This is a genomic window from Nonomuraea basaltis (genome assembly GCF_005893125.1).
Taxonomy (GTDB): domain Bacteria; phylum Actinomycetota; class Actinomycetes; order Streptosporangiales; family Streptosporangiaceae; genus Nonomuraea; species Nonomuraea basaltis.
This window is the reverse complement of sequence record NZ_VCJS01000091.1, coordinates 36,736-49,003: the sequence shown is the minus strand read 5'-3', so window position 1 is coordinate 49,003 and position 12,268 is coordinate 36,736. Positions and strand designations below refer to the sequence as shown.

Annotated in this window: 11 protein-coding genes; 5 read left to right on the top strand and 6 right to left on the bottom strand. The window is 68.8% G+C overall.

The window, feature by feature from the left end; genetic code table 11:
- Window positions 1-243: 243 nt before the first annotated feature.
- Window positions 244-810 carry a TetR/AcrR family transcriptional regulator gene (locus EJK15_RS35150; protein WP_171074704.1) on the bottom strand — a complete coding sequence of 189 codons (567 nt, stop codon included), beginning with the start codon at window positions 808-810 and terminating at the stop codon, window positions 244-246.
- A gap of 131 nt (window positions 811-941) precedes the next feature.
- Window positions 942-1,715, bottom strand: a complete 774-nt coding sequence (locus EJK15_RS35145) for an SDR family NAD(P)-dependent oxidoreductase (RefSeq protein ID WP_138714789.1) — start codon at window positions 1,713-1,715, stop codon at window positions 942-944.
- A 63-nt stretch (window positions 1,716-1,778) separates the two neighbouring features.
- Here EJK15_RS35145 and EJK15_RS35140 point away from each other — a divergent pair, with 63 nt between their 5' ends.
- The 4 genes from EJK15_RS35140 to EJK15_RS35125 all read left to right on the top strand — a co-directional run bounded on the left by EJK15_RS35140 (window position 1,779) and on the right by EJK15_RS35125 (window position 5,817).
- Complete coding sequence (locus EJK15_RS35140; RefSeq protein WP_138714788.1) at window positions 1,779-2,288, top strand: hypothetical protein; 510 nt, start codon at window positions 1,779-1,781, stop codon at window positions 2,286-2,288.
- Window positions 2,272-2,646, top strand: coding sequence for a hypothetical protein (locus EJK15_RS35135; RefSeq protein WP_206061275.1), 375 nt, complete (start codon window positions 2,272-2,274; stop codon window positions 2,644-2,646). The genes EJK15_RS35140 and EJK15_RS35135 overlap by 17 nt, the downstream gene beginning before the upstream one ends.
- A 183-nt stretch (window positions 2,647-2,829) precedes the next feature.
- Entirely contained in the window at window positions 2,830-3,255 is a 426-nt protein-coding gene (locus tag EJK15_RS35130) for a BP74-related protein (protein ID WP_138714787.1), read from the top strand.
- Window positions 3,256-3,705: 450 nt separating this feature from the next.
- Complete coding sequence (locus EJK15_RS35125) at window positions 3,706-5,817, top strand: TerD family protein (protein ID WP_138714786.1); 2,112 nt, start codon at window positions 3,706-3,708, stop codon at window positions 5,815-5,817.
- A gap of 314 nt (window positions 5,818-6,131) precedes the next feature.
- On the opposite strand, the gene EJK15_RS35120 is transcribed toward EJK15_RS35125, so the two are convergent.
- Window positions 6,132-7,271: an FAD-dependent oxidoreductase gene (locus EJK15_RS35120; protein ID WP_138714785.1), complete on the bottom strand. Its 1,140-nt coding sequence runs from the start codon at window positions 7,269-7,271 to the stop codon at window positions 6,132-6,134.
- Between the two features lie 297 nt (window positions 7,272-7,568).
- On the opposite strand from EJK15_RS35120, the gene EJK15_RS35115 reads away from it, so the two are divergent.
- A complete protein-coding gene (locus EJK15_RS35115) occupies window positions 7,569-8,786 on the top strand; it encodes a hypothetical protein (RefSeq protein ID WP_138714784.1) in 1,218 nt (405 codons plus the stop codon).
- Between the two features lie 206 nt (window positions 8,787-8,992).
- Here the strand turns inward: EJK15_RS35115 and EJK15_RS76545 are convergent, their stop codons facing one another.
- The 3 genes from EJK15_RS76545 to EJK15_RS35105 all read right to left on the bottom strand — a co-directional run bounded on the left by EJK15_RS76545 (window position 8,993) and on the right by EJK15_RS35105 (window position 12,188).
- Window positions 8,993-9,334, bottom strand: coding sequence for an aldehyde dehydrogenase family protein (locus EJK15_RS76545; RefSeq protein ID WP_206061274.1), 342 nt, complete (start codon window positions 9,332-9,334; stop codon window positions 8,993-8,995).
- On the bottom strand, window positions 9,271-10,305 hold the full coding sequence (locus EJK15_RS35110; protein ID WP_276615458.1) for an aldehyde dehydrogenase family protein: 1,035 nt from the start codon (window positions 10,303-10,305) through the stop codon (window positions 9,271-9,273). The genes EJK15_RS76545 and EJK15_RS35110 overlap by 64 nt, the downstream gene beginning before the upstream one ends.
- 887 nt (window positions 10,306-11,192) lie before the next feature.
- Entirely contained in the window at window positions 11,193-12,188 is a 996-nt protein-coding gene (locus EJK15_RS35105) for an aldo/keto reductase (RefSeq protein ID WP_240777411.1), read from the bottom strand.
- Window positions 12,189-12,268: the final 80 nt, after the last annotated feature.

Below are 12,268 nucleotides of genomic sequence, written 5' to 3'. Positions count from 1 at the left end.
CGGAGATCAGCCCTCCGGAGCGCCTGGTGTCAGGGGTGGAATACGGCCTCCAACGAGGCTTCGTCATGCCCGAATCCCTCTGGGCTGATCGTCAGATTGCGTCAACGGGTGGGGCACCTCCAGCGCGCGCGACCGGCCATCGGGGCTGCCGGTGACCGGGCGCCACCTCCCCGAGCTGTGGCGGGCGTCGCCGACGGGCAACGTCACGCCTCCAGAAATGCGGCCGTCATGCTCCTGCGCGGGTCACGGCGTTTCGCGTGAGAAGGCCGCGACGATGGTGCGGGCCAGCTCGTCACCGACCGCGGCGCTGCCGAGCCGCTGCTCGTCGAGCTGGTCGAGTGCGGCGACGAGGAGCCCGCCGTAGGCCGCGACCAGCCACTCGGGCGACAGGTCGCCGCGCAGCTCGCCGGCCTGCTGGCGGTCGGCGACGTACTTCTTGAACTCGACGGTGTTGGTCAGGTTCTGCTGTCTGTCGCTGGAGGCGATCAGGAACCGGTAGCGGTCGCCGAAGGCCATGATGTCGCCGCTCAGTCGCAGCAGCACGTCGAGGGCGGGGCCGCTCTCGCGCAGGCGCCGCGCCATCAGCTCGTCCACCTCGGCGACAACATGGGCGTGGATCGCCTCGACGAGTTGCTCGCGGGTGGCGAACCACCGGTACATCGTGGCCCGCCCAATGCCGGAGGCAGAGGCGATCTCCGTCATGCTCGCGCCGGGGTTCTCGGCGAGGGCCGTAGCCGCCGCCGACAGCACGTAGCGCCGCGCCTGCGCGCGAGGGCCGGGCATGTCGTCGGTGTGAGGCGAGCGGGGCATAGGCATCAATCCTACGGTGACGGGGCGAGCCGGAGCGGCCGACCTGGGATCGCCGACGATCTTGGCATGTCGTTGATCGGATTGCCCGGACCGTACAAGGACACGACCGGCGCGGCGGGGGGAGGGCGCTCTCATTCGCGGAGCATCGCGCCGCCGTTGACCGACCAGACCTGCCCGTTGATCCACTCGCCGTCGTCGGAGAGGAGGAACGCCACGATGCCGGCCAGATCTTCCGGCTTGCCCAAGCGGGTGCTGGGAAGCGTCATGCGGGTGAACTCCATCGCCTCCGGGCTCAGAGCCATCTTCTGCGCGGATTCGGTCAGGACGACTCCGGGAGACACGCAGTTGCAGCGGATGGCCTGCTTGCCCCAGCGGGAGGCGATGTGCCGGGTGAGTGCGTTGATCCCGGCCTTGCTGGTCTGGTACGCCGCACGCGCGTGGTCGCCCACGTGCGCCGCGAGGGAGGAGGTATTGACGATGGCGCCGCCGCCTTGTTCCAGCAGCAGGGGAAGGACCGCGCGGCTGGTGAGCGCGAAGCCGATCAGGTTCACTTCCAGGGTGCGCCGCCATACGGCCGGGTCCATGTCGAGCAGGTCGCCGTCACGGCCCAGGGTCTCCGCCGAGACGTCGGCGGCGACGTTGTAGAGGCCGTCGACTCCGCCGAGTTGGGTGACGGCGGTGTCGACGAGGGCGCCTACCGAACTCTCGTCGCCGAGGTCGAACTCGACGGCGAGGGCGGTCGCGCCGGTGTCGGTGATGCGCTTGGCGGTGGCCTCGGCCGCGTCGATGTTGACGTCACCGACCACGACCGCCGCACCCTCGGCCGCGAGCCGCTCGGCGGTGGCCGCGCCGATCCCGGACGCACCTCCGGCGACGACGATGCGCTTGCCAGTGAGACCTCTCATGACACAGCTCCTGTCCTGGATGATGCGACATCCCGTCTCTGAATGAGACGATAATATCTCAACTTGAGACTAGGAAGTGTCACTGCGGGGTCGCGTCCTGCGCTCAGCGACCGCATGCGCGATGGTCTGCACGCCGGGGAGGGCATCTCCGGGCCCGCGGCCCGGCGCGTCATCAGAGCCGCCGCCCGCGCCACGACCTTTGCCGGGGCCACCATCAACGCGCGCACAGCCCAGCACCTGATCGCCAACGAAGACGTCATGATCTATGACAACCCGCAGGCATTCGTGCTCTGCCACTACAAACGGGCCCAGGCGCTCTGCCACCGCGACGGCGTGAAAGACACCCCCAGCCTGGACCACTGCGTTCCCGGCTGCGGGAACATCGTCTGCACCGACCGCCAGGCCGCCGGTCTGCGCGACCGGGCCGACGTGCTCGACAAACGCGCCGCGCACGCCCCCAGCCGGTCGGCGACCGGCTACGCGCCCGCGCCGGCAAACTGCGCGAGCTGGCCGGCACCCACGACCGCACCCGGATCATCCTGCAGGAGACCTCAACGTGAGCCCCGCCCTTGACGAACGTGAGCGCATCCGCGCTGCCATGGACCGCATCCTGGACGGCAGCCCGCAGAACTCGACCGGCGCTCTGACCATCGTCGCGCTCGCCCACGAGGCTGGCGTTCCACGCAACGCGCTCACACAGCGCCACAGCGACTTGCGGAACGAGTTCTATGAGCGTGTCAAAGCATGCGGGGCAACCCCTGACGTTGAAGTGCGCCTGCGCGAGACGATCAAGAAGCTGAAGAAGACGATCGCGAACAAGAAAAGGAACTCGCCCAGATCCGAGAGGACGTCCCCGCGCTGGTCCGGGCCGTCCACCAGCTCACCCTGGAGAACCAGGAACTGCGTGAGCAGTTGGACCGGCCCGACCTGAACGTCACCCCGCTCCGCCGTTCCTCGCGACGCTGAGGGATCGCACGCGGCTCAATTCGAGAAGGCTGTGGCGGACGGTGACTGCGTTATCACTGTGACGTTAGGGGCTGCTCTCATCTTCACGTGATTACTTAGCGCATGTAACAGCAACTCAAAGTAGTTGCGCGCAGCTGAAAGGGTCTCCATGCACAGCATCCTGACCAGGATCCTCGCGACTCTCGCCGCCATCGCTACGTTCAGCGTCGCCACCCCGCCCGCCCAAGCAGCGCCCACAGCCTACTTCGTGATGACCGACGTCACCCGCGAGGAGTTCGTCGTCCAGCTCACCGACCCCGGCAAGATCCAGCACGCCCGCGACCTGGTGAACGGCACCACCGACGAGCGGCCGCACGTCGTCGGCCGCATCATCAAGCGCCCGACCCCCTACAACCCGCGCTGGAGCTACAACCTGAACCCCGACACGGTCGACTTCTTCGACTACGCGATCGAGGTCTGCGACGCCACGATCCCCTACGTCGAGGATCACCTGGACGAGGCCGGCGGGGCGTTCCTGCCCGGTCTTGTCTGGTGCGACTGGACTTCCAGGCTCGTGCGCGAAATCAGGCCATAGCCCTCTGACGTCGTCTGCCATCGCGGCCCCTGGAAAACCGCTCCGGGGGCCGCCCGCATGCGCCGAGCCGTTCGCGGCAGCCTCGGGATGTCGGCCTCCGTCCGGGATCACCTTGCACGGCCGGGGCATCAGGACGTCGAGTGAAAGGCGACAGAAACTTCAACACGCAGATTTGACGGGGAAGGCCATCAGCGTTTGAGCGTCGTGGGCTCCGTCGGTGGCGTACAGGATGTTGCGGACAGCTGTGAACAGTTTGATCCGCTCCGCACGCGCATCCACGCGTTGACGGTATCCCGTTGTGCCGAAGCGAGGCCATGAGCAGTCTCGCGACACCAGTCTTCCGACGCAGGTTACATGCCCGGAAAAGCAGCCGGTGACCGAGGTTGGCGGATGATCGCAAGCGTGGAAAACCCGCAGCGTGCAAGAACGTTTCGGCTATAGGGTGCGCTCGTGGACACTCTGGAAAGCCTCATCATCACCCGACGGCTACGAGTTCCCATCGACGACCCGGCCGACGCGACGGCGGGTTGGGGAGAGGTGGCCGCACGCCAGCTCGACGCCGCACTGTTGAGCGTCGGGTTCACGTGTTCGCCTGCCTTGCTCGAACGCCTGGCGCGGCTGCCCGGCGAGATCGTCGTGGATCTCGGTGTGCGGGTCCTGGCCGCCGTCCGGGAGCTGGTGGGTGACCATGTCCAGCACAACGCGTATTTCATCGATTTCCCGAAGAACGTGCCGGACACGCTGGAGTTCTGGGTCGGGCTGCTCAGCGAGGCCCTGCTCGACCCGGTGGCCGCCGCGCGTGTCCAGCCGGCGACGCTGAACCTGCTGACCCTGCCCGGCTACGGCCGCTACCAGCACTCCTACGCCGACCTGATGGCCGCGCACGCCGAGCTGATCCCGCTGGCCGGTAACCGGGTCACAGTGCTGGAGTTGGGCGGCAGCCTGGAGTCGGAGGCGCGGCAGCTGTACTTCTCGCTGGCGGGCTCCGAGGTGCCGCTGCCCACCGAGGACCTGGAAGCGCTCCGCACTCTGGCGGCGTTCTGCGCTGAGGAGCCGGAGCGTATCCCCGTGCGGGAGAACCGCGCGATAGTCAACGAGGTGCGGCTGGCCGCCGGCCGGCCGCTGCTCGTCGACACGGTGACGGACGTTCTCCGGCTCGCCTGCGGCTGCTCCGGCGGCGACGTCACGCTGGCCGAGCCCACCCGGTTCCGCTCGTTCCGCCGGGCCGAGCGCCGTGCCCTCCTGCAGGCCTTGGACTCGGTCGCCACGCCCGCCAAGCTCGGCGACGTGGCACGCCACCGGGAGCAGTGGAAGCGGCTCGGCGAGCGGCTGCACCCTCACGAGTACCCGCATCTGCCGCAGGCCGCCCAGGCCTTCGAGGTTGCTAGGGGTGCACGCGACGCGCCAAGTTTCGACAGCCGGGTCGAGGCCGCCCTGTCGGAGGGCCGTACCGACGACGCCGTGAAGCTGCTGGAGAACGCGCCCGGCGCGCTGCTGCGCCGCCTCGACCACCTGCTCCGGACGGGTCCGGACGAGTCTGCCGTGCTGGATGCTGCGGAAAGGGCCGCGGCCGGTGCCTCAGGCCGGGTGCTGTTGTCCCTGCGCGAACACCTGCAGAACCGGCTCACCGCAGAGGCCGGCCGCGTCTTCGCCAACAGGCACGGCCGGGCGTGGGCGGCGCCCGATACGCGGTCGCCCCTGGAGGAGACGGTTCTATCGCGGGCGCTGTCCATCCTGGACGAAGAGATCACCCGCCGCCTCCCCGACCCCGGCGAGCTGATCGTCGATCCCGACGTGCTCGACGTTGCCCTGCCGCTGTCCGGCAAGGCCGTTGCGCCCGGGCTCGGCATGCTGCCGCGCGGGTCGCTGTCGCCGGTGGACGGTGAGCTGCTGCGGTTCTTCGTGCACTGGCGTCAGGTCGAGCGGCGCACCGACTACGATCTGTCCGCGCTCATGCTCGACGCCTCTTACGGCAACCCGACGCAGATCTCGTGGACGAACTACGGCAACGGCTTCGCCACCTACTCCGGCGACCTGACAGACGCGTCAGACGGCGCGTCGGAGTTCATCGACGTCCGGTTCGCCGACGCGACCCACCCGATCGTCATCCCGCAGGTCAACATCTACGCCGGGGAGCCGTTCGACGAGGCCGCCGAGGCGTTCTTCGGGTACATGACCAGGGACGCCGCGCAGGAAGGCAGGCCGTTCGAGCCGCGTACCGTGCGGATGAAGTCCGACCTGCGCGGCTCGGGCCGGGTCGCGCTGCCGCTCGTGTTCCTTCGCGGGGACGACGGCGGCTGGCGGGTGAAGTGGCTGCACCTCTACCTGAAGGGGCATCCCGGCTTCAACCGGGTGGAGGGCAACCGGGTCACGGCGTCGCTGCTGGTGCGCTCGATCGTGGAGCGCGACTACCTGCGCGTCCGGTACCTGGCCGACCTGCTGCGGGCGAAGGGCTCGGCGGCCGGGCACACCACGTACATCGGGTTGGAGGCCCCGGCCGACCTGCCTGAGGGGGCGCGGGTGTACACGCCGGCAGTGCTGCACGAACTGATCCCCGCCTGATACGGTGGGGATCGCGAGGCCATGGGAGGGCTTCCTTCTCAAATCTTATTTGATTTCATCTAGTCTTCCCGCTTTCCTCGCATCCTGGTCGTGAGGCCATTCGAGGGCTTCCTTCTCCTGGTTCGAATCCAGGTGGACCCCGTAAGGGGCCTACTGGCTATCTAGCTCCCGAGCTTCCCTCACGGCCAGCCGTCGATGCACCCTGCTGAAGCACGCTTATCGATCAAGCGGGCGGGCCTTTCTAGGCTGCGCGCTGCGACAGCGTCCGTGACCCACACCTTGCGCCCGGTCTGTCACAGGCGAGCCGGCCCGCGCTACCGGCCTGGGTGGTCGATCGCCAGGTCAGCGAGCCGTGGGCTGACATCGGGAAACGAGCCGTCGCCGAACAGGATCCGCGCCGCCAAGGCGCGACCGGCACGACCGCGTAGCACGGTCACCGCCGCCTCTGCCGCGGCGGGGGATCGGATGCCGGCGAACACGCGGCGCAGCAACAGCCGGCCTCGGAACCGGGTCCGCAACGCGTCCCCGTCGTACCGGCTCAGCATGCGTGGGTCGCCCGTACGCAGATACCCGGCGGTGACCGCCGCGGCCAGTTCGGACATGCGTAAGCAGGGGTCCAACCCACCGGCCGTCAGCGGGGACACCGCGCCCGCCGCGTCTCCGACGAGCAGCCCGGCGGGGCACGCCAGCCGTCGCAGCACGCCGCCGACCGGGATCGGACCACCTCGACGCTCGAGCGGACCAGCCGGCGCCGCGCGGCCGGGCGCGTCGGCGGCGAAAGCGTCCAGCAGGTGGCGGATGCCGGTGCGCATCGCGTCCGGAGATCCCGCGACGCCAACATGCGCATGCCGGCCGTCGTCGATGACCCATCCCAGGTACCCCGGAGCGATCCGAGGGTCCAGCACGCAGTGGAACGCCGGGGTGGTCGTGCCCGACGCGATCGGGTGGACGATCTCGGCACCGACGAGGAAGCGCCGGTTGACATCAAGGCCGAGATCACGCGCCACCCGGGAGCGGGCGCCGTCCGCGCCGACGATGAACCGGGCCGTCACCGGTTCCGCACCCGCGAACCGTACGAAACCCATCGACGCGTCGACATACCGTACGCCCAAGAGGACGCGCGCCCCGGCCGACTCCGCCGCGCGGCGTGTGTGCTCGTAGAGGGCCGCCATGTCGGCCACGCGGTACTCGTCCCGGTCGCTGGTGAGTCGGATCGGTGCCCGCCGCGACGGCGGATACAGCAGCACGTCCCGGACACCAGGCCCGAGCAGGTGGTCCGGAAGGTCGAAGTCATCCAGGGTGCGACGCACGAAGATCCCCGTCGTGCGGATGCCCGTCGACAGCGACCTGCGGCGGTCGACCACCATCACGTTCAGGTCCCGTCGCGCGAGCAGGCGGGCTGTGTGCAGGCCGGCCAGGCCCGCACCCACGACCAGTACATCCACGGTCTGCATATCCTGCGACGGTAGGGGCGGTACCCCGCCCGTGGGACCGTTTGCACGGTACCCGCCCCGTACCTCGACAGCATCGCCACACTCGGGACGGTGGATTGCTCCTCTGCCGAGAGGTGGTTGGAGAACCCGCGTCACGGTGAACTCACGGCTCCAGGCCGGACCCGATGACCTCGATGTGATCGCTGGAGTTATAGGCTTTATGTAATTCTGCGGCGATAAGTCCTAAACACTTAGCCTTGGTCCCGTTATGTCGATTTCGGGGGGAATCGGCAGACATGTCCCAAACGGGGGTAGGGCGTGGCAGGGACGCTGGCAGAAGCGATCGTCGAGGTCATTGCCGAACTGGGCAAGTTCGCCAGTGACTTCAAACGCGAAGCCCGCAAGGTCGCCGACGAAGCCGGAGACCTCATTGACCGCGGCGTGCGCCGCGGCACGGACCGCACCGGCAGCAGCATCGGTCAGCGGATCGGCACCGGCATCCGCGACGGGCTTCGCCGTGGCTTATCCGGGGCCTGCAGCCTCATCACCAACGCGTTACAGGACGGGGCTGCCGTCACGAAAGTCAGCGCACTCGCTGGCGCGTTATCCCTGCTCGCGGGCGGGGCGGCGGCAGCGATGGGCCCCATCCTGTCCCTCGGGGCGGCGCTGGCTCCCGCAGTCGGCATCCTCGCCGCCTACCCCGCCGTCATCGCGGTCACCCAGGCCGCTCTCGGCACCCTGCGGGTTGCCCTTCTCGGCGTCAACGAAGCGTTCGCGGCCGCACTTGGCGACGACCCGGCCGCCTTCGAAACGGCCATCAAAAATCTTGCGCCCGCCGCCCAAAGCGTCGCGCGCGAGCTGCGGAACCTCAAGCCCGAGATCGACGGCCTGAAACGGTCGGTTCAGCAGGCGTTCTTCGCGCCGCTGCAGGGGCAGCTCACCGTGCTCGGGGCGAGTCTCCTGCCCGCCGTCCGCGACGGCATGACCGGCGTCGCCGATGCGCTCGGCCGGGCCGCGCGGCAGGCGACCGAATTCGCGAGCCAGGCCCGAACCGTTGACGTTGTCCGGCAGGTTTTCGCCACGACCCGGCAGGCCGTCGATGGCGCGTCGGTCGGCATCCAGCCGCTCCTGGGCGGCATCCGCGAGGTGGTCGCGGAGGCGCTGCCGTTTGTTGGCCAGCTCGGCGACGCCGTCGGCGGGCTCGCCACCCGGTTCGGCACCTGGCTGCAGCAGCAAGCCGAGGCCGGCAAAGTCACCGAATGGATCACCAATGCGATCACGGTGTTCCAGCAGCTCGGCGACATCATCCAGAACGTTGCCTCGTTCCTCGGGTCGGTGTTTGACGCGGCGCAGGCGTCGGGCGGCCCCACTACCCTGCCGCTGCGCCGGTGCGTGACCGGGTGCGGAACGCTATCCGGCGGGCGGGCCGCACCGGCCCGCGTCCGGCTCCCCCTGCTGGGGTCCGTGTCGGCGACTTTGTGCTCGGGGTCCGTGACGGCCAGCTTGTCGCCGTTCACGTCCCGTCTGGGCACGTGACCGTGATTGCCGCGCCTGACCCGTTGGCGACACCAGCAGCCGCCGCGTCGGAGGGGCAGGATCGGCGGCGGCTGCGCACCCTCGCCACCGGCCGAGACCCCGAGACTCGGCCAGGAAACGAACAGGGGCGCCGGGCAGAGTGCTGCCGGGCGCCTCAGCGTTCGCGAGGGTTTATAGCCCACTTGGCCCTGGTGACCGACGGGAGGTCAGCGGCCGTGATAGTGCATGACGTGCTTCGTACGCGAGTAGTCGTCGAGCGCGTAGATCGACAGGTCTCGCCCATACCCCGAGCCCTTGAAGCCTCCCCAGGGCACCTCGTTGGCAAGCACGAGATGGGAGTTGACCCACACCGTGCCGGCGTCGAGCCGAGCGGCCACATCGTGGCTGCGGCGGGCGTCGCTCGTCCAGACCGACGCTGACAGGCCGAGCGGCACGTTGTTGGCGCGCAGGACGGCCTCGTCCTCCGCGGAGAACGTCTCGACCGTCACCACCGGCCCGAAAATCTCCTCCCGGGTGCACGCAGCGTCGATGGGGACGTCAACGAGCACGGTCGGCTGGACGAAGTAGCCTGTGCCGTCAAAGGCGCCTCACCGATGGCAGCGCGCGCTCCTTCGGCGATCGCACGGTCAAGATGTGCCAGCACCCGGTCGTAGTGGGCCTTGGACACGAGCGGACCGACCTCGATGTCGTCGCCCGCGTCCGGGTCACCGACCTTCAGCTCGCGTACCTGCGCCACCAGGCGGTCGACGAGTTCAGCGGCGACCGACTCGTGAACCAGTACGCGGCAGGCGGCGCCGCACTCCTGGCCCGAATTGTAGAAACCGGCGCTGCGCAGCGAGGTCGCCACCAGGTCCAGGTCCGCGTCCTCGAAGACCACGACCGGGGCCTTGCCTCCGAGCTCCAGGTGAACTCGCTTGAGGGTGTCCGCGGCGGCACGCGCGACGGCACGCCCGCTGCCGACCGACCCGGTCAGCGCGATCATGTCGATGTCGGCATGCGCGGCAAGGGCGGAACCGACGATGGGACCGAGTCCCGTCACGACATTGAGCACGCCCGCGGGGAGGAGATCGGCGACCAGTTCGGCGAACTTGAGCGTGGTCAGGGGCGTCTGCTCCGAGGGCTTGATCACGAGGGTGTTGCCCGCAGCCAGGATCGGCGCGATTTTCCACGCCGCCATCAGGAGGGGGTAGTTCCACGGCGTGACGACGCCCACCACGCCGAGTGGTTCGCGAAGGAACACCGAGAGGTGGGATTCGGCGTAGTCGCCGGCCGCCATCGTCGTGGTCGCGCGCAGCGCGCCGGCCATGAACCGGAAGGTGTCGACAGTGCCGGCGACGTCGTCGCGGGCCACCGAGATCGGCTTGCCCGTGTTGGCGGACTCCAGACGAACCAGCACGTCGCGGTTCTTCGCGAGGCGGTCGGCGATGGCGTGCAGGACCTCTGAGCGCTCCTTGGGCACGATACGCGCCCAGGAGGACCGGGCGCCATCCCGCTGTACTCCCGACCGGCACGCCCGCATGCCCGCATGCCCGCGCCCTCCGCCTCCCTCGGCTTTCACTTTCAGCGACCGTTAGACTACCAAAGGTTGACCCTGCCGGGTAGAACATGTGAACGACATGATGCAGGTTTTGCCAGTGCCTGCCGGGTCAGCACCGGCCGCCTGTCACGTTCCGGATGTGGAGGGCCCGGCGTCGCCGGGCAACCGACTCGCGAGCCTCCCACGTCCACCAACCGGCTTCACCGGCCGATCCCGCCCGGGCCGGACTGCCGCCGCCGGCCTCACGAGAACCGCTACATGATCATGGTAGAACCATAGCTTCTCATAGCGAAGACAAGAAGCAGTGCTTACCCTGCCGACGTCAAGGAGGTTCGTACGGCCCTGGAACAGGCACGCAGCAGGTCCTGAGAAGCGCGGACCCGACCGCGCTCACAGGGACCAGCCGCTGACAGGAAGAAGTGTCGACGATCAGCCAGTTGCCCACGTCGAACGTCAACGAGCGGGCGACGCCGGTCTCGGGACCGCCGTGGACGACGATGGTTGCCGGATCGTAGGCACCCTGGGCCGGCCGCCGCGCCGATGACGACCAGCTCGGCGCAGGGGCCTCCGGCAGTGATGCCCTCAGGCCAGGAGGCCCAGGGATGCTGCACGCCTACGCCGCCCCCGGCGCCGGCCTCCCACCGCTGGAGCAGGCCCCTGCACCCACCGCGCCGTATCGAGCCATGGTCCGCCTCACCCGCCCCACCACCGGTGGGGACACGGAGCGAACGGACAGCCGTTGACCATGCCGACGATCATGATGGATATCCCATGCCCATGTGCCGGGCTCGGACAACGCGCGGATCATCCCTTGCCCTTACGGCGGCTGTCGCCAGGGTCACGGGCTCTCGCTGGTGCCGGGGCCGGCCTCACCATGCGTATGCTTGCGGGGCTTCGCCCGGCCCGGGCCAGATCCGGTCGAGTCGTTGCACGACGTCGTCGTCCAACCGCAGCGACAGCGCGCCGCAGTCCGACTGCAGTTCCTCGATCGTCGTCGCTCCCACAATGGTGGTGGACACGACCGGGTTGCGCAGCAGCCAGGCCACCGCCACGGCCGCCGGCTGTGCGCCCAAATCGCGGCACAGACTCTCATAGGCTTCGAGCCGGTCGCGGTACGTCTCGATGCGCTGCCGTGCCGAGTCGTCCGAGACGTGTCCCTCCGAAAGGGCTTGAAGCGCTCCGGCGAGTACCCCGGCGTGGAGCGGACTGTACGGGATCAGGCCGATGCCGAGGTGGCGTAGCGCGGGGATCAGCTCCTGCTCCACGGCCCGCACGGCGAGGTTGTAGAGGCTCTGCTCGGAGGTCAGCCCCATGAAGTGCCGTGCCGAGGCGGCGGACTGGGCGAGAGCCACGTCCCAACCGGCGAAGTTGCTGCTGCCGACGTAGGTGATCTTTCCTTCGCGGACCAGTTGCTCCATCGCCTGCCAGATCTCCTCCCACGGCGTGGCCCGGTCGACGTGGTGCATCTGGTACAGGTCGATGTGATCGGTCTGCAGCCGCCGCAGGCTCGCCTCGCACGCGCGCCGGATGTGATAGGCGGAGAGCCGACGGTCGTTCGGACCGAGTCCCATCGGCTGGTACACCTTCGTGGCCAGGACGATGTCGTCACGGCACCCGCTGCGCCGCAGCCACCGGCCGACGGTCTCCTCCGAGATGCCATACCCCTTGGCCATGTCCGCCGACTGCGGGCCACCATAGACGTCGGCGGTGTCGAAGAAGTTGACACCCGCGTCGATCGCAGCGTCCATGACCGCGAAACTGCTCGGCTCGTCGACGGTGTAACCGAAGTTCATGGTCCCCAGACCGATCCGGCTGACCAGCAGACCAGAGCGGCCCAAGTGCCCGTACGTCATCTCATCGCCCATCCCGGCCTCCCGATCGGATCCGTGTCACCGGCTCGAAGTAACCATGTGTAATCAAGGTCACGGTGTGTGCTTCGGCGCAG